We start from the raw sequence: 24163 nt of genomic DNA, 5'->3' as shown, positions 1-24163 counted from the left end.
CAAGGCGCCGCCGCGCTGATCAGGGTGAAACCAGCACGTCGACAATGGCGGGCAGCAGGGCCGCGGTGAGCAGCGCCGCGAGCGCCAGCGCGAGGCCCGAAAAGGCGCCCATGACGGCATTGAGCTGGAAGGCGCGGGCGGTGCCGATACCGTGGGCCGCGAGGCCCATGGCGAAGCCGCGGGCGGCGTTGTCGGTGACCTGCAGGACCCGGAACACCCACTGTCCGACCACCGCGCCGAATATTCCGGTGACCACCACGAACACCGCGGTCAGCGAGGGAATGCCGCCGACCTCGGCGGCGATACCCATGGCCACCGGGGTGGTTACTGATTTTGGCGACAGCGTGCGCAGCATCACCTCGCTGCCGCCCAGCCAGCGGGCCAGCAGCAGGGCGGACAGCACGTTCACCAACACCCCCGCCAGCAGGGTCAGCAACAGCGGTCCGAGCATGCGCCGCAGGCGCGGCAGCTGCTGGTAGAGCGGCACGGCCATCGCCACGGTGGCGGGGCCGAGCAGGAAGTGAATAAAACGGGCCCCCTCGAAATAGCTGGCGTAGTCGATCCCGGTCAGCCACAGCAGGCCCATCAGCAGCGCCACCGCCGTCACCACCGGGTTGAGCAGGGGGTGGCCGCGGCCGGCCAGCGCCAGGCGGTGGGCCAGGGTGTAGGCCAGCAGGGTGGCGGTCAGGCCGAACAAGGGGGTGTCGCTGAGCGCCAGCCACAGCTCGCCGGGCAGGGCGTCAGTCATCGCCGGCGGTCCGTTGATCCCGGCGGCGCAGCAGCCACTGCAGCAGCAGGCCGCTGAGTGCGAGAGTGAGCACGGTGCTGGCGGCAATTGCCACGGTGACAGGCAGCCACTCCTCGCCCACCCGGTGCAGGTGCACCATCAGCCCCACGCCCGCCGGTATGAATAGCAGCGAGAGGTGGCCGAGCAGGCCATTGGCGGCGCGTTCCAGCGAGTCACCCGAGCGGCCGCGCAGCAGCAGGGCGATGAACAGCAGCAGCATGCCGGCCACCGGCCCGGGCACGGGCAGCTGTGACAGCCGCACCGCGATTTCGCCCAGGAGCTGGAAAATCAGTAGCAGGGTGATGCCGTTGATGAAGGCCATGAATCTCCGTCCGCGCGAAAAAGGGCACAGTATGCCGAACAGGCGATTGAAAAACAGCCTGCTCCATCGACCAGTTGTCATCGAAAGCTGGTCGATGGCCAAATCGACCGCGATCAGCGGCGGTATCGCCGCGGGATGCTAGTCGACTTTACCGCGCAGCGCCTTGATGTGCCCGCGACGGGTTTTGCTGTCCATGCGGCGCTGTTTCGAGGCCCGGGTCGGGCGGGTGGGGCGGCGCTTGGTGGGCACGTGGGTGGCATCGCGGATCAATGCCGCCAGCCGCTCCAGGGCGTCGGCCCGGTTTTTCTCCTGGGTGCGGTGGCGCTGGGCCTTGATGATGACCACGCCATCGCGACTGATGCGCCGGTCCCGCTGCTCCAGCAGGCGCGCCTTGAGTTCCTCCGGCAGCGAGGAGCCGCGGATATCGAAGCGCAGGTGGATCGCGGAGGACACTTTGTTGACGTTCTGGCCACCGGCGCCCTGGGCGCGAATGGCGCTCAGTTCAATCTCGTCCTCCGGCAGTGTCAGGGAACGGGTGATGTGTAACAAGGTGGCTCCCCTTGCGTTCAGAGGCCTCCCGCCGGGTAGGGGCCGGGTTTGGCGGTTGGCAGCGCGCGGTCATTGCTGGCGGTGGCTGGCCCCCGGGGCTGGTCGCGGTCCGGGTCCTGGCTGCGCCAGGCGCGCTGGTACTGGTTTCTTGGTTCCGGGTGGCCGTTGCCGCCGAAATTGCGGGGCTGGACCCGGATGGTGTCCCTCGATGCCCGGTTGTCACCGCAGGCGACGTCGGTAAACGTCGTTTTACCGGTTACCGGATCGGTGCAGCGAAAAATCTCCGCCATCGCCATTGGCGAGGCAACGAGCAGTAGCAGGGCCATTAACTTGGTCATGGTAGCAGTCTCCCGGTCCGCCAGGCCAGTGCGGGCGCCCGCAAAGGGCAGCCAGTGCTCCTACTCTAGCGATGCCGCGCCGGCGGCGCCGCCAAAATCCGGAGAAAAGTCCAGATTCCGGCGCGCCTCACATGACCAGCGCGGTGGCCAGCGCCAGCATCAGGCCCATGCCCAGGATGTCGGTGAAGGTGGTGAGGAAAATACTGCTGGCCATCGCCGGGTCGGCGCCAAAGCGGCGCAGGGTCAGCGGCACCATGACCCCGAAGACACCGCTGCCGATGCAGGCGCCGACCATGGCGATGAGTATGGTCAGGGCCAGCAGGAGAGGTTGGCCGGTGTCGGTCATGCTCGCGTACAGCCACATGGCCGCGGCGGCCACCAGGCCCACGAAGAAGCCGTTCATGGCGCCCAGCAGGATTTCCTTGCGCAGCAGGCGTGCCACCGGGAACTCCGCCAGTTCGCCCAGGGTAAAGCCGCGCAGGGTGATGGCCAGCGCCTGGCAGCCGGTGTTGCCGCTCTGCCCCGCGAGCACCGGCAGGAATACCGCCAGGGCGACGATGCGGGCGATGGTGTCCTCGAACAGCCCCACCACGAAGGCCGCGGTGAAGGCGGTGAGCAGGTTGACCTGCAGCCAGGGGTGGCGCATGCGAAAGGCGGTCATGACCGGGGTCGCCAGGCGCTCCTCCCGGTCCACGCCGACCATGGTGCCGCTCTGCGCCGAGAGCTCGGTGGCCATGGTTTCGAACAGCTGCCAGCCGTAGACCAGTCCCACCAGGCGCTGGTCGTCGTCGGTGACCGGGTAGAGCCGGTGGCGGTGTACCAGTGCCGCCTGGATCGCCTCGGTCAGCGGCGTGTCCGGGCGCAGGGCGTAGGGTTCGGGGGTCATGATCTCCGCCAGGGTCTGCCCCGGGCGCCCCAGCAGCAGGTCGCGCATGGCCACCACGCCCTGCAACCGCTCGCCCCCGTCGACCACATAGATATAGGTAATGCCGGTCACCGGCTCGGTGTGCACCAGGCGGTCGAGGGCCCCGGCCACGGTGGTGTCGGGCGCCATGACGCCGAAGGGTTCGGTCAGCAGGGCCTCCACGGTGCCCTCCACCTGTTCGGCGGCTTCGCTGCTCTGTTCGACGGCTTCGCTGTGTTGTTCCGGCGTACTGTCCTCGATCGGCGCCGGGACCGGCGGCGGTGCCGGTGCGACCAGTTCCATCAGCGCGGCGATCTCCGAGGCGCGGCCGGCGGGTAACCGGTCCAGTACCGCCTGGATTTGCGCCGTCGGCCTGCCGGCGAGCAGGTTCGCGGCTTCTCCGGAGGACTGGTGCTCCACGCTTGCAAGCAGGTTGGTGATTTCCTGTTCTTCGTTCACCTTGGACCCCCTTCGATTTTCGATACCGATGTGACCCCAACGGGACGATAGGATCAGTGTAGCGCGCCCCGGCCGACCTTGGTCGGCGGCTGCTCAGTCGGTGAATTCGCGCCCCGGGTGCAGCACCCGCGTGGCCAGTTGCACCTCCTTCAGGAACAGCACCAACGCCACGATCAGCACCAACAGTGCCAGCACGAACAGCGTCACCACCGGTCCCGCGATATGCAGGCCCCAGAAACTGCCAACGAACAGGCCCACGATCACGCTGCACACCAGCAAGCCCGCGGCGGTGCACATGCCGATGGACCAGTTGATGAGCTTAACCCGCCGCCACAGGGTACGCAGCTCCATGCGTGTCATCGACAGGTGGGGCTCCTCGCTTACCGCGACCACCCGGCGTTCGACGATCCGTGCGCGATCCACGATGCGCCCCAGGCGCCCGGACATCACATTGAGGAAACCGGCGATGCCCGCCAGCAGGAACACCGGTGCGACCGCGAGCTGGATAACACCGGCCAGGGTGGCGATTGAATTGTCCATCGTTGCGCTGATACCTATGCCGTTGCCGTGAACAAGCCCTAGGGCTTGTACCAGATGGGGGAGCTGAAGGCCCGCTCCTGGATGCTGGCGGGCAGGCCCTCGGGCGGGGACTGGTCCAGGGCCGCCGCGTCGCGGGTACTCCAGCGCGGGGTGGGAATTTCCAGTACGCGCACGTAGTAGAAGGCGTGCGTGTCGGGGTCGAAGTCGGGGTCCCGCCAGTAGCTGGCGAGCTGGGTACTGCCAATGCTGTTGTCATAGGTGGCCGCCGCCGTGTCGACGGTATTGCCCACCGGGGGCAGGCGGCCGTCGGCGCCGGGCTGGCGCTCTCCGCTCCAGGCCACGTCGTAGACTCGCTCGTGCTGGCCGCCGTCGCCGTCCAGCCAGCCCTTGACGATCTGTATGCGGTCGAGGTTGCCGCTGGCCGGATCCTTGGCGGCCCACACCAGGAAGCCGGGGCCGCTGTCGCCCCGCGCGGGGTGCAGCTCGCCACCCATGGGCACGCCCTTGTGGTAACCCAGGCGGGCGAAATCCGGGCTGTCGACGTCGTCCGATGTATAGGACCAGCCGCCGAAAAAGCGCAGCTTGATCTGGGGCCCGGAGGTGCCGTAGGTCTCCCGCCGACGCATGGCCTCGAACAGGGCCTCGCGGGTGTTCTCCGGGGCCCACACTGCGGCGAGGCCGCCGGAACTGAACTCGCGAATCACCTGATGCTGCTCCCGCGGGCTGCCCGGCAGGCCATTGAGGCGAACCTCGCGCTTGTTTTCGAAGGCCATTTTGCCGCTGTAGTTGTACTCTTCATGGGAGGCGGCGGCATTGTGGGTGTCGCTGTCGCCGATGAAACCGTAGTGGAAGGGGTTGCCGATGCCGCGCTCGCTCAGGCTGAGGCCGTCCAGCAGCGCCTGGCGCGCGTAGCTGCCCCGGTGACGGGTGGGCCGCTCGCCCTCCGCCGAGAGAATGTAGTCCCAGAGTTCGAAACCGGCGAACTCGTCGTTGGGCGACAGGGTGGGGTGGGTCTCCGAGGTGCCCTTGATCTGGGTGATTTCGTACAGCGGTTCGTTGCGGTTGCGGGCGCGCACGTAACTCTCGGTGAGCGGTTCGCCGTCGAAGGTTTGCAGGGAGAACATCAGGCCGTCGCTGGCGTTGGCGTTGTGCGGGATGGCCATGACGCTGGCGCCGTCCTCGCGCAGTCCGTCCATCCAGGCCCAGAGCGTTTCCGGGTCGCTGGACTGGTGGGAGGACAGCGCGGTGTCGGGCAGGCCCTCCGAGTTGCCGAACACCACCACCCGGTGCAGGTTGCGCTTGTTCGGGTTGGCGGTCCACTCGAAGGCGGGAAAGGTGGTGAACTCCCCCGGCCGGTAGTAACTGTCCGCGGTGCGCACGATATCCATCCACACGTTGTGGTTGACCTCGGGATTGTTCAGGGAGGGGTCGCGCTTGCCCTGGCTGAAATCGCTCAGAACCTTGGCAAAGGTCCGCAGGGCCACGGCGGGGTCGTCCGAGGTGATGCCCGGGGCCAGGGGGTGCTTGCTCAGCGGGCTTTGCGGATCCGCCATCAGCCTGAACACGCCCATCCATTCCGCGTGGTCCGACACCGCGTAAAAGTCCAGGGGCTGGGTAATCCTGAGCTTCGGCCCGCCACCGCCGCCGACGATGGTTTCGCCCTGGGCCCACTTGTAGGCATCGGCGGGGGTGCTCAGGGTGCCATTGGTAAAGGCGTCGAACGAGTAGCTGGTGTGCACGTGAACCGCGCCGAAATACACCGAGGTGTCCGGCGTGTCTTCCGCGGCTTGCGCAGGCTGGGCGGGCAAGGCGGCGCCTCCAAGGGAGTACAGGACAAGCAGGGCGGTGGCGAGTGGCCGGCGTTTTTTTGTTTTCATGGCGTGACTCCTGTCGGCAGTGCCAGGAGTATAGCGCCGCCACCGTGCCCGCCCCAAGGACCGGGCTTACTTTCCCGCTTCCCCGGGCACTGTCTGCCGCCCGTCGGGGCAGGCTGTGCAGCTGGATTTTACCGCCCAGCAACCGGCGCGGTGGGAGTCGAGATCGAGGCAGCGAAACTCGCAGGCGGCGATGCTGCCCTCCTGTAGCAGGCGGCACAGCACCGGCAGTTCGATTTCCAGTTGCACCCGGGTGCGAGGCGCTTCGCCGCCACCGTGTTCAGTGAAGTTGTCGCGCACAGGGGCTCGGGTTCCGGTTGCTGGGTCCGGCGCAGGGGCCCGCCAGGGGCGCCAGTTGCTCGCAGGCCGCGGTCACCGCCTCGCGCTGGACACCGGCGATCAATAGTCGCTCCAGACTGCAGATCGCGCTGTGGGCCACATCGCCGGCGAGATCGAAAGCGTGTTGGCGCCGCAACAGGCGCGCCAGCAGCAGGGCGCTGTGGGTGTAGCGGGTAATGTCGTCGCGGCCGATGCACTGGCTGCCGGCCAGCAGCAGGTCGGCGGTCTCCATGGCGCAGCCCGCCTGGCGGATGGCCAGGTTGTCCTGGCGCTGTTGCTCCAGGCGCAGGCCCTGTTCGTAGCACTGCAGCCAGGTGAACATGGCCGCGGCGGGGTCGGCGGCGAGCCAGCGGCGATGCCGCACGCAGAGAAAACTCATTTTCATTATGGATGGCGCCTCATCGGTGGGTGTCCCGATAAACATAATGAGAACGATTATCGTTTGCAATAGTGTCTGTGAATTTTATTGTACTCGACCGGGAGGCGCGCCAGCGGCGCCGGGCTCAGAGGGTGAAAGCGCCCCCCGCCGGCGGCTTGTCCAGAATGTCCGCGAGCAGGGTCAGCGCCGCATCCAGCGCGTCCAGGCTGGCCGGCGCACTGGCGGCGATACGCACCGCGGCCGGGGCCGGGTGTCCGGGCGGGGTGAACAGCTCGGCGGACTTGAGGTCCAGGCCCCGCTGGCGGGCGGCGATCAGGAATTCGCTGAGCGGCAGGTGCTCGGGCAGTGTCAGCCAGCCGTGAAAACCTTCGCGGTGGTAGCGCAGCGAAGCCCCGGGCAGGGCCGCCGCCACCCGCTGCCAGCGCTGCCGCATTTGCTCGCGTACCAGGGTCAGCAGCTGATCGGCGGCGCCCTGGTTCACCAGGATCATGGCCAGGGCGGTCAGCAGCGGGCTGATCATCCAGCTGTGGTTCTGGATGCCGTCCACGACGCGGTCGCGCAAAGGCCCCGGGACCTGCAGGTAACCCAGGCGCAGCCCCGGGGCCAGTGCCTTGCCCAGGCCGCCGACGTGCACCACCTGCCCGGGATCGAGGTTGACCAGTGCCGCCGGCCGCTCGGCGGGCAATAGGCCGTGGACATCGTCCTCCAGCGCGAGAATGCCGTACTCCCGGCACACCGCCAGCAAATCCTGGCGGCGGCGTTCGCCGCAGGTCGCCGTGGTGGGGTTTTGCAGGGTGGGCGTGAGGTAGACCAGGCGCGGCTGGTGCTGGCGGCAGGCCGCCGCCAGGGCCTCGGGCACCAGGCCCTCGTCGTCCAGCTCCACCGGGCGCACCTGCAGCTGCTGCTGCCGCGCCAGGCTGAGCAGGCCGGGGTAGGTCAGGCGCTCGCACAGCAGGGTGTCGCCGGGGCGGCACAGGGCCTGCAGCGCCAGTTGCACGCCGTGCTGGGCGCCGGAGGTAAACAGCATTTCCCGGGGGTCCACGGCGATACCGTGGCGGTTGAGCCAGTCAGCCAGGGCCTCGCGGTGCTGGCCGCTGCCCTCGGGGGACTGGTAGAGCATCAACCGGTTGAGCGCCTGGCGGTGCCGCGCCAGCTCCTCCAGCGCGGCCTGCATGATGTCGGAGCGGTCGATCGCCGGGGGAACGTTATAGCCCAGGGTGCGCTCGTCCCCCTCCCGCTCCTCGAAGCTCCACACCGGCCGGCCGGGGTCGCGGACAAAGGTGCCGGCTCCCACCCGGGCCTCTACCAGGCCGCGGCGCTCGGCCTCGGCGTAGGCGCGGGTCACCGTGCCCACGGTGACGCCCAGTTGATCGGCCAGGGCCCGGTGGGTGGGCAGTTTGTCCCCCGGGGCCAACGCTCCCTGCTCAATGCGCGCGGCGAGGGCGCTGGCCAGCTGCTGGTAGAGGGGGGTGTCGCCGCGATTCAATGGGATTTCTGTAAATGTCATGGTGACAATAAACCTTTTGCGGGGGTATTGAATCCCTGCTAGCGTGTGCTTTCGCTGAAAGTGCGTCAGTTTATCGAATTTCTCGGTAAATGTAAGGATACAATTTAAGGCAAGCACACCATGCTCATCAACCTCTCACTGCTTTTTTCCCTCGCCGTTTTTGCCGCGGCCATGACCGGCACGCCGGGGCCCAACAACATCATGCTCACTGCCTCCGGGGCCAATTTCGGCTTCGCGCGCACCGTGCCGCACGTGCTCGGGGTGTCGACGGGTGTCGCCAGCCTGATCGCCACCGTGGCCGCGGGCCTGGGGGTATTGTTCGAGGCCTTCCCCCTGTTGCAGCAGGGCCTGCGCCTGCTCGCCTGCGCCTACCTGCTCTACCTCGCCTGGCGCATCGGCAGCGCGCCGCCGCCCGCCAGGGGGGCGTTGACGGCCGGGGAAGCCGCGGCCCGGCCTGGCGCGGCCCGATCTGACGCGGCCCGGCCTGGCGCGGCCCGACCTGACGCGGCCCGGCCTGACGCGGCCCGACCGATGCGTTTCCACGAGGCCCTGCTGTTCCAGTACGTGAACCCGAAGGCCTGGGCCATGGCCATCACCGCGGTGGGCTCGTTTACCGTGGCCGGGGAGGACTACTGGCTGTCGGCGGCGCTGACCATCGCCGTGTTCGTGCTGGTCGGCCTGCCGCTGACTTCGGGTTGGGCGGCCTTCGGCGTGCTGTTGGGGCGGGCGCTGTCGTCGCCCGCGGCCTGGCGCTGGTTCAACCGCTGCATGGGGGTGCTGACCGCCTCCTGCCTGGTGTTTATCTGGTAGCAGGGTTTCGGTCCCGGAGGGCGGCGGGTGCCGCCCGGCCCGCGATCGGGGCGCCCTGTCGCATGCCGGCGGTCCTGTAAGCCGCCCTGGCGTACACTGTGTCACCGAAAGCGGCCTGCCCGCTATAATGTGGCCGACCGGATAGACCCCAGGGGGAAACATGACGACAACACGCTTTATCGCGGCGCTCCTGTCCATCGCTTGCGGCGCTTGCGCCGCGCTGTCGGTGCGGGCGGCGGACGACATGGTGGAGAAGCTGGCGGCCCTGCGCTTCGACCAGCTGGGCCACCCGCAGATCAAGAGCGATTCGATCGAGCCGGTGCTGGCCGGGCCGGAGCGCCCCCACCGCCTGCTGATCCTGCCGGTGCAGTTCAGCGACAAGGGCTACGACCGCTTCGGCGGCGACCCGCGGCAGGACGCGAAAAACCGCGACTATTTCCAGGACCTGCTATTCGCCGGCGGCGTCGCGGCCCCCCGGGAGGGCACGCTGTCGCATTACTACTGGCACCAGTCCCGCGGTCGCTACAACGTCACCGGCGACATCGTGCCGGTGGTGCACCTGGACAAGCCCCTGCATCACTACGGCCGGCCGGTGCAGAATTCCGACGGCAGCTGGCGCAATGACGAGCGCGCCACCGCACTGGTGGTCGACGCCCTGCGGGCGGCCTACCGCGCCGCCCCCGATTTTCCCTGGAGCGACTACGACCTGTGGGACCCCACTGACTTCGATGGCGATGGCAACCGCGACGAACCCGACGGTTACCTCGACCACTTCATCATGATCGTGGCCGGCAAGGGTCAGGCCTCGTGCCAGGGCCTGTACAAGCTGGACGAGAAACTCAGTGTGACCGCCGAGGCGGATGCCTTCGACGGCCTGGGCGCCGCCGAGCAGGACTGCGCCGACCGCATCTGGCCGCACCGTTTTACCCTCAGCCAGAACCTCGGCAAGGGGCCCGCGGTGGACGGCGCGGTGAACCCCCGGGGCGGGGTGGACATCGGCAATGGCCTGTGGGTACTGGATTACAACATGCAATCCGAGTACACCGAGGTCTCCACCTTCATCCACGAGTTCGGCCACTCCCTGGGCCTGCCGGATATCTACGCCCGCCAGACCAACAACTCGACCGCCAGCTGGGAGGCGATGTCCGCGACGACGTCCCCGGAACCCCAGGAACTCAGCACCTGGTCGCGGATGGTGCTGGGCTGGCTCCAGCCCTGCGTGATTCGCCCCGCCGATGACGGTGGCGAGGGCGATTTCTACCTCAAGACCATGAACGACTGGGCTGGCCGCGCCGGCGCCGCCGCCGACACCGCGCTGTGCGACGCCGCGATGGTAATCCTGCCGCCCAAGTACCGCGATATCGAACTGGGGCCGCTGGGCGCGGACAACGGCCGGCAGGCGGCCTACAGCGGCCAGGGGAACGACATGCACCGCTCCCTGGCGCGGCGTTTCGACCTTCGCGATATGTCGGCGGACACCCCGCTGCACCTGGGCCTGGACGCCTGGTTCGAGATCGAGGCCGAGTGGGACTACCTCTACGTGGAGGCCGCGGCGCCCGGCGAGGAGTTCCGGCGCCTGCTGCCGATGGACAAGTCGGCGGCGGGCGACACGGACAGCGTCATGCCCGCGACCAAGGGCCACGAGGGCCCCGGCTCCCTGCCGGGCTTCACCGGCCGCAGCGGCGACGCCGATGGCGATGGCAAGGTGGAGTCGGCCCCGGGCTGCGACCCCGCGGTGGAGCGGGTGATGGCGGAAGACCGCATCGGCCGCACCGAGGCGGATCCCTGCGCTGCGGCCCAGTGGGTGCGCGCCACTTTCGATCTGGCCCCCTGGCGAGGCCGGGAGGTGGTGGTGCGCTTCACCTACTTCACCGACATGGCGGCGGTGGAAAACGGCGCGCTGATCGACAATGTTACCCTGCCGGCGCTGGACTTCGTCGAGGACTTCGAGGGCGATGCCATCAGCGGCTGGGACAACCGCGGTTTCACCCTGTCCGGCGGCAGCCATCACCTGGCGGTGCCCCACTACTATCTGCTGGAATACCGCGACCCCTACGCCGAGTTCGCCGCGGTGCGCAACTATGACAGTTCCCTGGCCAAACCCGGCTTCAGCTTCTACCCGGATTCCAACGGTGATATGGCGGCCTTCAACGTCAACTACCGTCCGGGGGTATTGATGTGGTACTACAACGGGGAGTACCTGTGGAGCCAGAACGAACCCGCCGAGTCGGGTCCGGGCAACGGTTTCCTGTTGGTGGTGGACGCCAACCCCCAGGAGTTTCCCCTGGCGGCGATGCCGGAGCAATACTTCCAGCGCCGGGACGGCTGGACCTGGTGGCAGTTCGACGATGCCGCCCAGCCCCTGCTCAAGCGAGGCTATATCGATTCCATGTGCTTCCAGCGCCGCCCCGACTACTACGCCGGCGACGTGCCCGCGGTGGACCGCGAAAACTGCCTGGACCACCTGGAGGATGGCCTGCCGCCCATGGAGCAATTGTCCTGGGACGGGCGCCCGCTGATTTACGGCTACACCCTGGTCAACGAGTTGCTGCCGGGGCCGGAACGGCGCGAGCGCAAGGCCGCCTCGACCCTGTTCGACCTGCGTATTCGCGACGGCCAGACCCAGTACCGGCTCTACGACCGGGTGCTGCGCAACTACCACTCCGCCGACGCGCCCTTCGCCCTGGCGCCCTTCGCCGACGGCGTGGAAACCTACCGGCCGCGGGAGGGCGTCCTGGCGCGCACCGGCGCCCAGCCGTTTCCGCCGGTGAGTACATTCAGCGATGCGCGGCCCAACCGCTACCAGAACCCGCACCTGCCCTTTGGTGGCGCGTCCATTCCGGAGGCGGGCTTCAGCTACCGGTTGGTGGCGCCGGGCGACGGGGCGCCCGCCGGCGCGCGGGTGCGGGTGGAGTACCGCTGGCGCGCGCCTGAGGGCGAGGCCGCGGCGGCGCCCTGAGCGCCGCTTGGCGGGGCTGTCGAGGCCCCGTCAATTCCGTCAAGGGCCCAGGTAGTACACGCTGAACAGTTCGCCGGGGTCGCTCCAGCGCTGGTGCACGCCGAGCCCAGCCTCCCGGCACAGCGCGCTGAAGTCCCCGGGGCTGTACTTGTAGGAGTTCTCGGTGTGTATGCTGTCGCCGGCGTCGAGTTCGATCACCGGGCCTCCCAGGTTCACCTGCTGTGCTTCCTCCGCCACCAGGTGCATTTCAATGCGCCTGGCGTCGCGGTTGTAGAAGGCGTGGTGGCGGAAGCGCTCGGGGGCGAAATCCGCGCCCAGAATGTGATTCACATGATGCAGCACATTGCGGTTGAAGGCCGCGGTCACACCCTGCGCGTCGTTGTAGGCGGCGTGCAGCAGGCCCTCGTCCTTGTGCTGGTCGACGCCGACCAGGGCGCCGCCGTCGTCGCCCATCCAGGCGCGCATCTCGCCGAGAAAGGCGCGGGCATCCCCGGGCTCCAGGTTGCCGATGGTGGAGCCGGGGTAGAACACCACGCGGCGGCCCGGCGGAAGGTCGCCCGGTGGCCGCCACTGTCGGTTGAAGTCGGCGCAGATGGCCCTTACCTGCAGCCAGGGGAAGGCTTCTCCCAGGCGCCGGGCCGAGCGCCACAGGAAGTCCGCCGAGATATCCAGGGCGACGTAGGCCGCCGGCCGCATATCCTCGAGCAATAGCCGCACTTTCTCGCTGCTGCCGCTGCCCGGCTCGATCAGCACGCAACCCTCGCCGCAGGCCGCGCCCATCGCCGGGCCGTGGGCGCCGAGGATGGCCTTCTCGGTCCGCGTGGGATAGTACTCCGGCAGCGCGGTAATGCGCTCGAACAGCCGCGAGCCCGCGGCGTCATAGAGATACTTGGGGCTGATGAACCGGTGCTCCGACATCAGTCCCGCCAGCAGTTCCGCGCGGCTGTCGCCACCCCGCGGTTGCTGGTCGTGGCAAATTACATTGGCGCTGGTCGCGACCTGTTCCGCTGTCATCGGCATTCCCCGGGCCTTTGGCTAACGCTATCGCCGTTCCTGCTAAGGGTAGCAGCCCGGGCCGGCACGCGCGGCCGGTGTCTCGCGGTGCGGCCGGCGAAGTGGGGGATTAGCTGGCCGGGCGGTCGCGGGCCAGCCGCAGGCCGCTGAACTGCCAGCGGTCCCCGGGGTAGAAGAAATTGCGGTAGCTGGGGCGCAGCTGCGCCGGCTTCGACGCGCAGGAGCCGCCCCGCAGTACCCACTGGTTGCTCATGAACTTGCCGTTGTACTCGCCGATCGCGCCCGCCGGCGGCTGGAAGCCCGGGTAGGGCTCATAGGCGCTGCGCGTCCACTGCCAGCAGCTGTCGTACAGTTGTCGCAGGCCCCGGCCGGGGCCGGCGGGGCGGGGGTGAAAGCAGCCGCCGTCGAGCCCCCGTGCGTCGATGGCCAGGCCCGCCGCCGCGAACTCCCACTCCTGTTCGGTGGGCAGTCGCGCCCCCGCCCAGCGGGCGTAGGCGTCCGCCTCGTAGGCACTGATATGGCATACCGGCGCCGATGGCCGTCGGGGGATCACGCCGTGCAGGCTGTATTCGCGGGGTTGTCCCTCGCTTTCCAGCCAGTACAGTGGCGACTGCCAGCCCCGTTCCCGCACGAGGTCCCAGCCGTCGGCCAGCCACAGGTCCGGGTTGCGGTAGCCGCCGTCGTCGACAAAGTCCTGGTACTCGCCGTTGGTCACCAGGCGCGAGGCCAGGCGATAGGGCGGCAGGTAGCAGCGGTGGCGGGGGCTCTCGTTGTCGAAGGCGAAGCCCGGCCCATCGTGGCCGATTTCCACCAGGCCGCCATCAAAATCCAGCCAGGCCGGTGCTGTGGCCTCCGCGGGCTCGCCGTCGTGGGGGGGCGGTGGAAATACCGTCGGCAGCAGGGGGTTGGCGGCCATCGAGTACTTGATGTCGGTGAGGAACAGCTCCTGGTGCTGGCGCTCGTGCTCGATACCCAGCCGGCAGCGCGCGCCAATCAGCTCCCGGCTGCCGTGATCGGCCTGCGCCAGCAGGCGCAGCATCTGGGCGTCGACCTGGCGGCGGTAGTCCAGCACCTCGCGCACCGTGGGGCGCGACAGCAGGCCCCGTTGGTGGCGGGGAAAGGGCGTGCCCACGCCGTTGTAGTAGGAGTTGAACAGGGTTTCGTACAGGGGCGCGTGGGGTTGATAGCCCGCCAGGAAAGGCCGCAGCAAGAAGGTTTCAAAGAACCAGCTGGTGTGCGCCAGGTGCCATTTGGGCGGGCTGGCAAATGCCTCCCGCTGCAGGCCGTAGTCCTCGACGGCCAGGGTGTCACACAGCGTCACCGACTGTATTCGGGTCGCCTGGAAGTCCGCGACCAGCGCATCATCGGGCATTGGCTTCGCTCCGTCACCGCGCGAGTAGGCGGGGCCGGCCCCTCCGGGTGCGTGGCTTGTGAGGCGCCCCGCAGGCAGTGTACAGGTTTTCGCGGGTTGTACGCAGGCGAGCCAACTTTTACCCGGATTGCCTGGAACTCGCCGCCAGCGGGTGGGTCTATTTCCCGATTGCGCCGTATTTGCCGCGATGGGATACTTGTTCGATGCCCCAGTTGTTTTCGTTCTGCCTGCTGATCGCCACCCTGTGCTGGGGCGGTGTTACCGTGGCGGCGGACGAGGGCCTGTCGCCGCTGGCGGGGAGTGGTTCCACTGTACTCGCCGGCGATACCACGGGCTGTGAGCCGGAGCCCGATCGGGACAATCCTTGCTGTCCGTCGCTATTCCCCGCGGCTGTTCTCCCCGCCTGCAGTAGCGCCGCCTGGCGCGGCCTGCCGGCGAGCGCCCATGCCGCGAGCGCGGTACTCGCCCACGGTATCCGGGCGCCTCCCCAACGACCTGTCACCGCCTAACAGAGCCGGCCACCCGCGCCGGAACCACATTATTGCAAGGCAGTGACCCCGGCGGCAGCTGAATGACCGCGGGGCGTTGCCGAGGTGAGGTCTATGAAAACACTGGATTTGAAACCCATCGACGCCGCGGACCACCTGGTCCACCCCGAGGAATTTTCAGACATCGGCTGGAGTTCCCCCGCCCTGGAAGTCTTTACCGATTTTCGCTACCACCAGCCGCAGGTTGTCGATTACGGCATGCCGGCCATGGAGGCGGAATCCCTGATGCGCAAGGCGCATGTCAAGCTGATGCTGGTGGTGGACCGGCTGGGCGAGTTTGTTGGCACCATCAGCGCCCTGGACCTGAGCGAGCGGCAGATCGTGCTGCACACCGCCCGCGGCAGGGTGCAGCGCCAGGAGGTGCGGGTTTGTGATTTGATGCGCGATCGCGAAACCATCCTGGGCCTGGAGTTCGACAGGCTGGCGACGGCGTCCATCCGCGACGTGGTGGAGACGCTCAAGCAAAACGGCGAGCAGCACTGCCTGGTGGTGGATTCGGCGAGTCACCACATCCGCGGGTTGATCTCCTCCAGCGATATCGCGCGGCGGATGCACATTCCCATCGAGATTTCGCGCCCGAACACCTTCATGGATATCTTCCAGGCGATTCGGCACTGAAGCACCGGCGCGGCGTCGGCGCCGCGCCAGGTCCTGGCGGGCGCCGGCGGGTAGCCGCCCGCCCGCCGGGCGCTGTCATGGTGTTCAGCTTGCCCTGAGCTGGTTCAGGAAGTACATGTGCTTCTCGTACTGGTCGATGACATCGGCCAGTATCTGGTCCTGGTTCCACTGCATGATGTCGTAATCCTGCCCGCCCTCCTGCAGGAAGACCTCGGCGCGGTAGTAGCGCAGTTTCTCGCCGCGGTCGGAGCGGGTGTCGCGCATGATAAAGGCCGGGGCGTGCTGGGGAATCGGGCGCACCGAATAGACGAAGTCGCGCTCGCGATGGTGGCTGACCTCCAGCCAGGCGCGGCCGTCGTCGCCGGTCTTGACCTCCGCCACCATGCCTTCCTCGCCCATCACATCGGCAAATTTGTTGAGCGCTTCGACGACATCCTTCTGGATGAAATCGACCACCACCTGCTTTTGCGGGTGGTTGATGACGCGGCGCAGGCGCTGTTGCCAGGGTATGGGGTTCTGGCCGACCAGCGGCGTGGTGGTGGCCTGGCGCAGGGAGTGGCGCTTGACCAGTTCCAGGCGCAGGGCCTTGAGCAGGCCCCAGCACATGACCAGCATGATCACGGCAAAGGGCAGGGCGCTGGTGATGGTGGCGGTTTGCAAGCCCTGCAGTCCGCCAGCCACCAGCAGGGCGGCGGCGATGAAGCCCTCGGTCACCGCCCAGAAGATGCGCTGCCAGACCGGGGCCTCTTCCTCGCCGCCGGAGGTCAGCATGTCCACCACCAGCGAACCCGAATCCGAGGAGGTGACGAAGAAGGTGACCACCAGCAGGGTGGCGATGCCCGAGGCGAATTCGGACAGCGGGAAGTGTTCGAAGAATTTGAACAGGGCGACCGAGGTGTCGGCGGCGACGTCCCGGGCCAGCTCGGTGGCGCCCTGGTTGAGAATGAGCCACAGGGCGCTGTCGCCAAAAAAAGTCATCCACATGAAGGTAAAGCCGCTGGGCACCAGCAGCACGCCCACCACGAATTCGCGGATGGTGCGGCCGCGGGATACGCGGGCGATGAACATGCCCACGAACGGCGACCAGGCGATCCACCAGCCCCAGTAGAACAGGGTCCAGCCGCCGATCCAGTCGGTGGGACGGTAGGCGTAGAGGTTGAAGGTGGTCTCCACGATTTCCGAAAGGTAGTGCCCGATGTTCTGGATGTAGGTCTGTAGCAGGAAGACCGTCGGCCCCAGGAGCAGTACGAACAGCAGCAACGCCCCGGCCAGCACCATGTTGAGCTCGGAAATCCGCCGGATGCCGCCGTCGAGCCCCAGCACCACCGACGTCGTCGCCAGCGCCGTGATGCCGGCAATGAGGCCCACCTGGACCCAGGGTCCCACCGGCAGCCCGAACAGGTAGTTGAGCCCCGAGTTCACCTGGATGACCCCGAATCCCAGGGAGGTGGCCACGCCAAACAGCGTGCCGAGCACCGCGAACACGTCGACGGTGTGGCCGATCGGACCGTGGATACGCTCGCCGATGATCGGGTACAGGGCCGAGCGGATGGTGAGCGGCAGGCCCTGGCGGAAGGAGAAGTAGGCCAGCGACAGCGCCACCACCGCGTAGATCGCCCAGGCGTGGATGCCCCAGTGGAAGTAGGTGATGCGCATGGCCTCGCGCGCCGCCTCCACGGTGCCGCCGTCCCCGTGGGGCGGGGTCATGGTGTGCATCACCGGTTCGGCGACGCCGAAAAACATCAGGCCGATCCCCATGCCGGCGGAAAACAGCATGGCGAACCAGGAGGTGTAGCTGTAGTCCGGCTCGCTGTGGTCCGGCCCGAGTTTGATATTGCCGTACTCGGAAAAGGCGAGGAACACCACGAACATCAGGAACAGCGCCACCGCCAGGATGTAAAACCAGCCGGCCTCCTCGATCACCCAGGTCTGCAGGTGGGTAAAAATCCGCTCCGCGGCCTCCGGGGCGATCATGGCGCCGGAGACGAAGACCAGCGTGAGCAGGGCGGAACTGAAAAAAACCGGCGGGTTGATCTTGACGGGGAGGCGTTTCATTCGCGGTCCTTGTCCTGTCGCCGGCCGGAGGGTGTTCGTCCGGGCGGGCAACGTGAGCGGGAGAGCGGCGCAAGGGTACCATCGATCGATGGCGGGTTTCACATCGGCCGCCGGGCGAACGCGGGTGGGCCGCGGCATCGCTACCGCGTCCCTGGCCCCGGTCCAGAATATTCAACCGGCAATATCCCTTGCTCGGCCACCAGTGGCGCCGGGGTGCGGGCATTGCCCGCACCTGGCCTGTTTGCGCCCCGCTTGTGGTACTATCCCGGCGGGTTTCGTCCCCGGCGGAGTACTCGCTGACCGGGGCAAGGTGGTACGGGTAGCAGGGAGTTGCGATGAAATTGACGACCGGGTTGGCCCCTCTGGTTGCCATTATGCTGTTGGCTGGCTGTAGTGTGACACCCCAGCGCGAGGCGGTAGTCGACGCGCCCATAGCCAGTTGCCCGCCGGCACCGGCAGTGGAATGCCCGGTCTGCGAGGCCCGGGCCTGCCCCGGGGCGCCGGTGGTCGAGCGCGTGGTGGAAAAACGTGTGGAAGTCCCCACCCGGGTGCCCGCCACCGCCGGCGAACTGGGCCTCACGGTGATCGGCGCGGTGGAGTGGGCGACGCTGGAGCCCCCGGGCTTGCGTCTGGAAGCGCGCATCGACACCGGTACCGAGACCACCTCCATTCACGCCGAGAACGTGCGCCAGCTGGAGAAGGACGGCAAGCGCTACGTGCAGTTCGAGCTGCTTGATCCGGCGTCGGGGGAGATACACCCGGTGGACGCGGAGCTGGTGCGCCGGATCAACGTGAAAAAGGGGGAGAGCCTGATCGAGCGCCGCTACGTGGTGCGCCTGTGGGTCGCGGTGGGGGAGGAGCGCTCGCTGATCGAGGTCAGCCTGTCGAACCGGCCGGATTTCGAGTACCCCCTGATCATCGGCCGCAATTTCCTGACTGATGTCGCCATCGTCGACGTCAGCCAACGCCATCTGCTGGATTGATCATGGTTGCCTCGCGTATACAGATTGGCCTGGTGGCCGCGGTACTGATCCTGTTCGGCCTGGGGCTGACCCTGTACAAGACCGCGCGCCTGGGTTTGCCTCTGCTGCCGGGTGAATCCCGCGAAGTGTGGACCATTGAGTCCAAGGTCAGCTTCAAGCCGGCGGCGGGCCCGGTGGACGTCGCCCTGCAACTGCCCCAGGCCCTGGGCGGCTGGGTGCTGCTGGACGAGCACTTCGCGTCCTCGGGCTTTGGCTTCACCGTCGAGGACAGCGGCGGCCGCCCCCGGGCCAACTGGACCCGCCAGACCCTCGACCACCCGACCACGCTCTACTACAAAATCCAGGCCTACCGCGCCAATCGCGACGGCCTGCCCGGGTTTCCGGTGGCGGTGGCCGACAAGCCGCGCCTGGAGGCGGACCAGCTCACCGCGATGGAGCGCCTGGTGGAGGTGCTGCAGGAAACCTCCACCGGCCCCGGGAGCATGGCCCGGCTGATGATCCAGCACCTCAACCGCGAGGAGGCGGGTCCCGACGCGGCCTTCCTGCTGGACAGTTACGGCGGTTCCCGGGAATCGCTGATGCTCGACGTGCTGGCCTTTGCCGACATCCCGGCCCACCGGGTCCAGGGTATCCGGCTGCAGGACGGCCGGCGCCGGCAGACCCTGAGCGTGCTGATCGAGATTCACGACGGCAGCGACTGGCAGCTGCTCGACCCGGACACCGGCGAGGTGGGGCTGCCCGACGATTTCTTTGTCTGGCAGCGCGGCCCGGGGACCATTCTGCGCGTGGTGGGCGGGCGCGATTCCAGCCTGGAATTCGCCCTGGTCAACAACAGCCTGCCGGCCAAGACGGTGGTGACCATGGAGCAGCAGAGCGACCAGTTCGCGCTGCTGGATTTCTCCATCTACGCCCTGCCGGTGGAACAGCAGGGCATCTTCAAGGGCCTGTTGCTGGTGCCGGTGGCGACCTTCGTGGTGGTGATCCTGCGTATCCTGGTCGGGCTCAAGACCTCGGGCACCTTCATGCCGGTGCTGATCGCCATCGCCTTTATCCAGACCACGCTGTGGGTGGGGCTGGCGATCTTCCTGTCGCTGGTCGGCGTGGGCCTGTGGATCCGCTCCTGGCTGTCGCACCTCAATTTGCTGCTGGTGGCCCGGGTGTCGGCGGTGGTGATCGTGGTGATCCTGCTGATGGCCGTCCTGGCGGTGGTCAGCTACAAGCTGGGGCTCGACCAGGCGCTCACGGTCACCTTCTTCCCGGCGATCATCCTGTCCTGGACGGTGGAGCGGATGTCCATCCTCTGGGAGGAGGAGGGCGGACACGAGGTGCTGATCCAGGGGACCGGCAGCTTGATCGTGGCCGTGCTGGCCTACCTGGTGATGTCCATTCCGGTGGTGGAACACCTCACCTTCAACTTCCCCGAATTGTTGCTCAGCCTGCTCGGCGTGGTGCTGTTGTTCGGCAAGTACACCGGTTACCGGCTGTCCGAGTTGTACCGTTTCCGCGAGATGGTGAAACAGCAGTGATCCAGCTGATCTCGCCGCGCAAACTGCGCAAGCTGGGCATCCTGGGCATGAACCGGCGCAACGTCGGCTACATCGGTCGCTACAATCCCCGCGGTTACTACCGCCTGGTGGACAACAAGCTCCACACCAAGACCGCCGCCCTGGAGCGCGGCATTCCCACGCCGGAAATGTACGGGGTGATCGAATACCAGTTCCAGGTGGCGCCGATGGTGGAGGCCCTGTTCGAGCGCGACAGCTTTGTCATCAAGCCGGTGCAGGGCAGTGGCGGCAAGGGCATCCTGGTAATCACCGGCCGCGATGGCGACCACTTCGTGAAATCCTCCGGCGCGGTGGTCGATGCCGACGCCCTGCGCCGTCACGCCTCCAATATCCTCGCCGGGCTGCACAGCCTGGGGGGGCGCAACGACCAGGCGATGATCGAGGCCCTGCTCGACTTCGATCCGATGATGGCCCGCTACAGCCACGAGGGCGTGCCCGACATCCGGGTGATCGTCTACCGCGGGGTGCCGGTGATGGCCATGATCCGCTGCGCCACCCACGCCTCCGACGGCAAGGCCAACCTGCACCAGGGCGCGGTGGGCGTGGGGATCGATATCGGCAGCGGGCGCCCGGTGGCGGCGGTGCAACAGGGCCGCCTGGTGACCCACCACCCGGATACCGGGGCCAGCTTCGACGACCTGCAGTTGCCCTACTGGCAGCAGATCCTGGAACTGGCGGCGGGCTGCGCCGAGATGTGCGGCCTGGGCTACCTGGGGGCGGATATTGTCCTGGACCGCCAGCAGGGCCCGATGCTGCTGGAGCTCAACGCGCGGCCGGGGCTGTCCATCCAGGTGGCCAATCAGGAGGGGCTAATCGGCCGCCTGAAGATCGCCGACGAGATCGCCGACGAGTTCGATACCGACGCCGAACGCATCGCCCGGGCGCGGGAGCGTTTCAGCGTGGGCCGCATGGTGCCGCTGGCGGAACAGGCCGCCGCGCTGTAACGCCGCGGTGGCTACGCGGCACTATCCTCTTTGGGATGACAGGTTGCCGCCGTCCACCACCAATTCAGTGGCGGTGATGTAGCTGGCGTCGTCGGACAGCAGGAAGCGCACCGCGGTGGCGATTTCCCGGGGTTGCCCCAGGCGCCCCAATAGGATGTGGCGCTCGAAGGCCTCCTTTTGCCCCGGCGCGTGCTCCAGGCCCTGTAGCAGCATGGGGGTGGCAATCTGGCCCGGCGAGACCGCGTTGATGCGGATGCCGCTGTCCGCCAGCTCATCCGCCAGCGCGCGATTGACCGCCAGCATGCCGCCTTTGGAGGCGCTGTAGGAGGGGTTCATGCGGTTGCCCAGGGTGGCGTTTATCGAGGCGATGCCCACCACCGCGGCGCCGGGGCTGGCCTTGAGGTCGTCGAGCATGGCCTGGAGGATGAAAACCTGCGCCCGCAGGTTGATGTCCAGCACCTGTTGCCAGGTCTGTGGGCTCAGCTGCTCCAGGGTCGAGACGCCGCTGACCCCCGCGCTGTGCACCAGTCCGCCCAGGGTGCCCAGGGCCTCGCGACTGGCGTTGACGCCGGCGGCGATAGCCTCGAGGTCGGCCACATCCACGCCCAGCCCCACGCAGCGGATGCCGTGTTGTTGTTGCAGCCCGGCCGCCAGGCTGTCGGCGCTGGCCGGGTCGAGGTCCCACAGGGCGAGTGGGCGGCCGGCCTCCGCCAGTACCTCGGCGCAGGCCCGGCCGATACCGGAGCAGGCGCCGGTGATGATCACGGGGGTTGAGGGGCTGTAAGTCAGTTTGGCCAAGGTCTTGTCTCCGCTATTGATGCTCAATTCGGGGGTCGTAGGGGCGACCCGTACAGCAGGCATTCTACCGGCGCGCAGGTAGAAGACAACGTCGAGGCGCACTATTGTCGCCGCGGTTTAGCAAACTAGTTGCGTGCGGGTGGTCCAACTCTGGCGGAGACTGGGCTATAGTGTGGGCGGTTTGTAACCGGGGTAGCGGGGTCACGCGGCAGGTCATGGGTTTAGCGCGCAAACGGCGGGACGGGGAGCAGGCCGGCGCGCGGCCTCCGCTGCACATCCTCACCTACAATGTGCACAAGGGCTACTGCACCGGCAACCGGCGCTTTATGCTGGACGCGATGCGCGAGCGTATCGCCCAGACCGGGGCGGACATTGTCTTCCTGCAGGAAATCCACGGCTACGCCGAGAAGAGCGCGCGCAAGCGGCGCCGGGCTTCCTACCCCGAGCAGCCCCATTTCGAATACCTGGCCGACCAGGCCTGGCCCCACTACGCCTACGGCTGCAACGCCATTTACCGCAAGGGCGACCACGGCAACGCCATCCTCAGCATGCACCCCTTCACCCGCTGGGAAAACATCGACATCGCCCTGTTTCCCCGCTCCAGCCGCAGCATCCTGCACGGGGTGATCGATATTCCCGGGTACGAGGCGCCGCTGCACACCCTCTGCGTGCACCTGGGGCTGCTGGAACGGGAGCGCCGGGCGCAGATGCGTACCCTGGTCGAGCGCATCGAGGAGCATGTGCCCCGGGACGAGCCGATGATCATCGCCGGGGACTTCAACGACTGGCGGATGCAGGCCGAGCGCCATCTCAAGGCCGAGCTGGGCCTGACGGAGCTGTTCGTGCAATTGACCGGCCGCCACGCCCGCACCTTTCCGGTGTGGGCGCCGGTGTTTCCCGTGGACCGCATTTACTATCGCGGCCTCGAACCGGTGTCCTGCCAGTGCCTGGGCGACGGACACTGGCGGGAATTGTCGGACCACGCGGCGCTGTTCGGCGTATTGCGCTAGCCGCTGTCGTTTTGGTCCGGCATTGAAACCCTGCCGGATTCGCGTATGATGCCCAGCCTTCGCACTCGCTGACAGTGCTCTTCCGTCAGCACCCCTTTTCCTGTCAGAGATACCCAATGATGAATTTTAAAGATCTCGGCTTGTCCGAGAGCCTGTTGCGTGCCGTGACCGAGCAGGGCTACGACACGCCCTCGCCGGTGCAGGCGCAGGCCATACCCCCGGTGCTTGCCGGCCGCGATGTCATGGCCGCCGCCCAGACCGGCACCGGCAAGACCGCCGCCTTTACCCTGCCGCTGCTGCACCGCCTCGCCGCCGGTCCTGCGCCGGCGGGCCGCCACTGCCGGGCCCTGGTGCTGACCCCGACCCGGGAGCTCGCGGCCCAGGTGCACGACAATGTGGAGGCCTACAGCCGCTATCTTCAGACCCGTTCCGCCTGCGTGTTCGGCGGGGTCAAGATCAATCCGCAGATCGCCCGCCTGGCGCGCGGCGTGGATGTCCTGGTCGCCACCCCCGGTCGCCTGCTGGACCTGCACGGCCAGGGCGCGGTGGATTTCTCCGCGCTGGAGGTGCTGGTGCTGGACGAGGCCGACCGCATGCTGGACATGGGCTTTATCCACGACATCCGCCGCATCGTGAAATTGCTGCCCGAGGCGCGCCAGACGCTGATGTTCTCCGCCACCTTTTCCGGCGAGATCAGCACGCTGGCGCGGGGTTACCTGGTGGACCCGGTGAAGGTCTCGGTGACACCGCCCAACGCCACCGCCGACACCGTCAAGCAGTGGGTCTATCCGGTGGACAAGCAGCGCAAGACGGCCCTGTTGAGCCACCTGGTGCGCGACAATGACTGGCACCAGGTGCTGGTGTTCACGCGCACCAAGCACGGCGCCAACCGCCTCAGCCAGCAATTGGAAAAAGCGGGCATTCCCTCCGCGGCCATCCACGGCAACAAGAGCCAGAACGCGCGGACCCGCGCCCTGGGCGATTTCAAGCAGGGCCGGATCCAGGCCCTGGTGGCCACCGACATCGCCGCCCGCGGGCTGGATATCGAACAGTTGCCCCAGGTGGTGAACTTCGACCTGCCCAACGTCGCCGAGGACTACGTGCACCGCATCGGCCGCACCGGTCGCGCCGGCGCCGCCGGCCGGGCCTACTCCCTGGTCAGCGCCGACGAGGCCGACTACCTGCGCGGCATCGAGAAACTGATTCGCCAGACCCTGCCCCGGGAAGCGGTGGAGGGCTTCGAGCCCGAGCACCGGGTGCCCGAGGGCCGGGCCCCGGCCGCCGCCCGACCGCAGTCCCGCGGCCGGGACGAGCGCGCCGCGGCGCCGGGCGCGCGCCGCCGCCGCGGCGGGCGTGGCCGACGCTCCGGCGGCGCCTCCGATAACCGTCGCCGAGGGTAGGGGCGCGGGACACGGCGGCCGGTCGGCCGCCGTGTCAATTCTGTAACATTTTTCTTGCATTATCCCGAGCGGATGATGAACCCCCACCG

Annotated in this window: 23 protein-coding genes; 9 read left to right on the top strand and 14 right to left on the bottom strand. The window is 67.7% G+C overall.

Annotated elements, in window-relative coordinates; translation table 11 throughout:
* Positions 1-19 precede the first annotated feature (19 nt).
* The 10 genes from JYP50_RS09480 to JYP50_RS09435 form a co-directional block, all read right to left on the bottom strand.
* Positions 20-748 carry an LrgB family protein gene (locus JYP50_RS09480; protein WP_206560266.1) on the bottom strand — a complete coding sequence of 243 codons (729 nt, stop codon included), beginning with the start codon at positions 746-748 and terminating at the stop codon, positions 20-22.
* Positions 741-1109: a CidA/LrgA family protein gene (locus tag JYP50_RS09475; protein WP_206560265.1), complete on the bottom strand. Its 369-nt coding sequence runs from the start codon at positions 1107-1109 to the stop codon at positions 741-743. The genes JYP50_RS09480 and JYP50_RS09475 overlap by 8 nt, the downstream gene beginning before the upstream one ends.
* Before the next feature lie 138 nt (positions 1110-1247).
* A complete protein-coding gene (gene arfB, locus JYP50_RS09470; protein WP_206560264.1) occupies positions 1248-1658 on the bottom strand; it encodes an alternative ribosome rescue aminoacyl-tRNA hydrolase ArfB in 411 nt (136 codons plus the stop codon).
* A gap of 17 nt (positions 1659-1675) precedes the next feature.
* On the bottom strand, positions 1676-1996 hold the full coding sequence (locus JYP50_RS09465; protein ID WP_206560263.1) for a DUF4124 domain-containing protein: 321 nt from the start codon (positions 1994-1996) through the stop codon (positions 1676-1678).
* A 127-nt stretch (positions 1997-2123) separates the two neighbouring features.
* Positions 2124-3359 (bottom strand): magnesium transporter, encoded by a 1236-nt coding sequence (locus tag JYP50_RS09460; protein ID WP_206560262.1) that lies wholly within the window; start codon positions 3357-3359, stop codon positions 2124-2126.
* 93 nt (positions 3360-3452) lie between these two features.
* Entirely contained in the window at positions 3453-3899 is a 447-nt protein-coding gene (locus JYP50_RS09455) for a DUF2721 domain-containing protein (RefSeq protein WP_206560261.1), read from the bottom strand.
* Positions 3900-3937: 38 nt separating this feature from the next.
* Entirely contained in the window at positions 3938-5776 is a 1839-nt protein-coding gene (locus JYP50_RS09450) for a DUF3604 domain-containing protein (RefSeq protein WP_206560260.1), read from the bottom strand.
* Positions 5777-5842: 66 nt separating this feature from the next.
* The gene (locus JYP50_RS09445) at positions 5843-6073 is read right to left on the bottom strand and encodes a hypothetical protein (RefSeq protein WP_206560259.1); all 231 of its coding nucleotides are present in this window, start codon (positions 6071-6073) and stop codon (positions 5843-5845) included.
* Positions 6054-6497 (bottom strand): hypothetical protein, encoded by a 444-nt coding sequence (locus JYP50_RS09440; protein ID WP_206560258.1) that lies wholly within the window; start codon positions 6495-6497, stop codon positions 6054-6056. The genes JYP50_RS09445 and JYP50_RS09440 overlap by 20 nt, the downstream gene beginning before the upstream one ends.
* Before the next feature lie 118 nt (positions 6498-6615).
* Positions 6616-7998 carry a PLP-dependent aminotransferase family protein gene (locus JYP50_RS09435; protein WP_206560257.1) on the bottom strand — a complete coding sequence of 461 codons (1383 nt, stop codon included), beginning with the start codon at positions 7996-7998 and terminating at the stop codon, positions 6616-6618.
* Positions 7999-8118: 120 nt separating this feature from the next.
* Between JYP50_RS09435 and JYP50_RS09430 the strand changes: the two genes are divergently transcribed.
* Together JYP50_RS09430 and JYP50_RS09425 are read left to right on the top strand one after the other, a co-directional pair.
* Complete coding sequence (locus JYP50_RS09430) at positions 8119-8808, top strand: LysE family translocator (RefSeq protein WP_206560256.1); 690 nt, start codon at positions 8119-8121, stop codon at positions 8806-8808.
* 160 nt (positions 8809-8968) lie between these two features.
* Entirely contained in the window at positions 8969-11767 is a 2799-nt protein-coding gene (locus tag JYP50_RS09425; RefSeq protein ID WP_241262998.1) for a M6 family metalloprotease domain-containing protein, read from the top strand.
* A 39-nt stretch (positions 11768-11806) separates the two neighbouring features.
* Here the strand turns inward: JYP50_RS09425 and egtD are convergent, their stop codons facing one another.
* A complete protein-coding gene (egtD, locus tag JYP50_RS09420; protein WP_206560255.1) occupies positions 11807-12781 on the bottom strand; it encodes an L-histidine N(alpha)-methyltransferase in 975 nt (324 codons plus the stop codon).
* Positions 12782-12890: 109 nt separating this feature from the next.
* Positions 12891-14153, bottom strand: coding sequence for an ergothioneine biosynthesis protein EgtB (gene egtB, locus JYP50_RS09415; protein WP_206560254.1), 1263 nt, complete (start codon positions 14151-14153; stop codon positions 12891-12893).
* A 203-nt stretch (positions 14154-14356) separates the two neighbouring features.
* Between egtB and JYP50_RS09410 the strand changes: the two genes are divergently transcribed.
* Positions 14357-14662 (top strand): hypothetical protein, encoded by a 306-nt coding sequence (locus JYP50_RS09410; protein ID WP_206560253.1) that lies wholly within the window; start codon positions 14357-14359, stop codon positions 14660-14662.
* Between the two features lie 93 nt (positions 14663-14755).
* The gene (locus tag JYP50_RS09405) at positions 14756-15319 is read left to right on the top strand and encodes a CBS domain-containing protein (protein ID WP_206560252.1); all 564 of its coding nucleotides are present in this window, start codon (positions 14756-14758) and stop codon (positions 15317-15319) included.
* Positions 15320-15403: 84 nt separating this feature from the next.
* On the opposite strand, the gene JYP50_RS09400 is transcribed toward JYP50_RS09405, so the two are convergent.
* Positions 15404-17374 carry a BCCT family transporter gene (locus JYP50_RS09400; protein ID WP_206560251.1) on the bottom strand — a complete coding sequence of 657 codons (1971 nt, stop codon included), beginning with the start codon at positions 17372-17374 and terminating at the stop codon, positions 15404-15406.
* Between the two features lie 335 nt (positions 17375-17709).
* On the opposite strand from JYP50_RS09400, the gene JYP50_RS09395 reads away from it, so the two are divergent.
* Genes JYP50_RS09395 through JYP50_RS09385 form a run of 3 tightly spaced genes read left to right on the top strand, consistent with a single transcriptional unit; the run spans position 17710 to position 20866 of the window.
* Positions 17710-18357: an ATP-dependent zinc protease family protein gene (locus tag JYP50_RS09395; RefSeq protein WP_206560250.1), complete on the top strand. Its 648-nt coding sequence runs from the start codon at positions 17710-17712 to the stop codon at positions 18355-18357.
* Positions 18358-18359: 2 nt separating this feature from the next.
* Positions 18360-19883 (top strand): inactive transglutaminase family protein, encoded by a 1524-nt coding sequence (locus tag JYP50_RS09390; RefSeq protein ID WP_206560249.1) that lies wholly within the window; start codon positions 18360-18362, stop codon positions 19881-19883.
* Positions 19880-20866 carry an alpha-L-glutamate ligase-like protein gene (locus JYP50_RS09385; RefSeq protein ID WP_206560248.1) on the top strand — a complete coding sequence of 329 codons (987 nt, stop codon included), beginning with the start codon at positions 19880-19882 and terminating at the stop codon, positions 20864-20866. The genes JYP50_RS09390 and JYP50_RS09385 overlap by 4 nt, the downstream gene beginning before the upstream one ends.
* A gap of 21 nt (positions 20867-20887) precedes the next feature.
* Here the strand turns inward: JYP50_RS09385 and JYP50_RS09380 are convergent, their stop codons facing one another.
* Complete coding sequence (locus JYP50_RS09380; RefSeq protein WP_206560247.1) at positions 20888-21664, bottom strand: SDR family NAD(P)-dependent oxidoreductase; 777 nt, start codon at positions 21662-21664, stop codon at positions 20888-20890.
* 215 nt (positions 21665-21879) lie between these two features.
* Between JYP50_RS09380 and JYP50_RS09375 the strand changes: the two genes are divergently transcribed.
* Together JYP50_RS09375 and JYP50_RS09370 are read left to right on the top strand one after the other, a co-directional pair.
* Entirely contained in the window at positions 21880-22674 is a 795-nt protein-coding gene (locus tag JYP50_RS09375; protein WP_206560246.1) for an endonuclease/exonuclease/phosphatase family protein, read from the top strand.
* Between the two features lie 116 nt (positions 22675-22790).
* Entirely contained in the window at positions 22791-24074 is a 1284-nt protein-coding gene (locus JYP50_RS09370) for a DEAD/DEAH box helicase (protein WP_431311296.1), read from the top strand.
* The last annotated feature ends 89 nt before the right edge of the window (positions 24075-24163 follow it).

Source organism: Parahaliea mediterranea (genome assembly GCF_017255185.1).
In the GTDB taxonomy this organism is placed as follows: domain Bacteria; phylum Pseudomonadota; class Gammaproteobacteria; order Pseudomonadales; family Halieaceae; genus JAFKCZ01.
Note: the sequence above shows the minus strand (reverse complement) of the source record. Positions and strands in the feature narration are given on the sequence as shown.

Coding starts and splice junctions, on each gene's coding strand:
- JYP50_RS09480 (WP_206560266.1), bottom strand. CDS start 748: ATGACTGACGCCCTGCCCGGCGAGCTGTGGCTGGCGCTCAGCGACACC.
- JYP50_RS09475 (WP_206560265.1), bottom strand. CDS start 1,109: ATGGCCTTCATCAACGGCATCACCCTGCTACTGATTTTCCAGCTCCTG.
- JYP50_RS09465 (WP_206560263.1), bottom strand. CDS start 1,996: ATGACCAAGTTAATGGCCCTGCTACTGCTCGTTGCCTCGCCAATGGCG.
- JYP50_RS09455 (WP_206560261.1), bottom strand. CDS start 3,899: ATGGACAATTCAATCGCCACCCTGGCCGGTGTTATCCAGCTCGCGGTC.
- JYP50_RS09450 (WP_206560260.1), bottom strand. CDS start 5,776: ATGAAAACAAAAAAACGCCGGCCACTCGCCACCGCCCTGCTTGTCCTG.
- JYP50_RS09440 (WP_206560258.1), bottom strand. CDS start 6,497: ATGAAAATGAGTTTTCTCTGCGTGCGGCATCGCCGCTGGCTCGCCGCC.
- JYP50_RS09435 (WP_206560257.1), bottom strand. CDS start 7,998: ATGACATTTACAGAAATCCCATTGAATCGCGGCGACACCCCCCTCTAC.
- JYP50_RS09430 (WP_206560256.1), top strand. CDS start 8,119: ATGCTCATCAACCTCTCACTGCTTTTTTCCCTCGCCGTTTTTGCCGCG.
- JYP50_RS09425 (WP_241262998.1), top strand. CDS start 8,969: ATGACGACAACACGCTTTATCGCGGCGCTCCTGTCCATCGCTTGCGGC.
- egtD (WP_206560255.1), bottom strand. CDS start 12,781: ATGACAGCGGAACAGGTCGCGACCAGCGCCAATGTAATTTGCCACGAC.
- egtB (WP_206560254.1), bottom strand. CDS start 14,153: ATGCCCGATGATGCGCTGGTCGCGGACTTCCAGGCGACCCGAATACAG.
- JYP50_RS09410 (WP_206560253.1), top strand. CDS start 14,357: ATGCCCCAGTTGTTTTCGTTCTGCCTGCTGATCGCCACCCTGTGCTGG.
- JYP50_RS09405 (WP_206560252.1), top strand. CDS start 14,756: ATGAAAACACTGGATTTGAAACCCATCGACGCCGCGGACCACCTGGTC.
- JYP50_RS09400 (WP_206560251.1), bottom strand. CDS start 17,374: ATGAAACGCCTCCCCGTCAAGATCAACCCGCCGGTTTTTTTCAGTTCC.
- JYP50_RS09395 (WP_206560250.1), top strand. CDS start 17,710: ATGAAATTGACGACCGGGTTGGCCCCTCTGGTTGCCATTATGCTGTTG.
- JYP50_RS09390 (WP_206560249.1), top strand. CDS start 18,360: ATGGTTGCCTCGCGTATACAGATTGGCCTGGTGGCCGCGGTACTGATC.
- JYP50_RS09375 (WP_206560246.1), top strand. CDS start 21,880: ATGGGTTTAGCGCGCAAACGGCGGGACGGGGAGCAGGCCGGCGCGCGG.
- JYP50_RS09370 (WP_431311296.1), top strand. CDS start 22,791: ATGATGAATTTTAAAGATCTCGGCTTGTCCGAGAGCCTGTTGCGTGCC.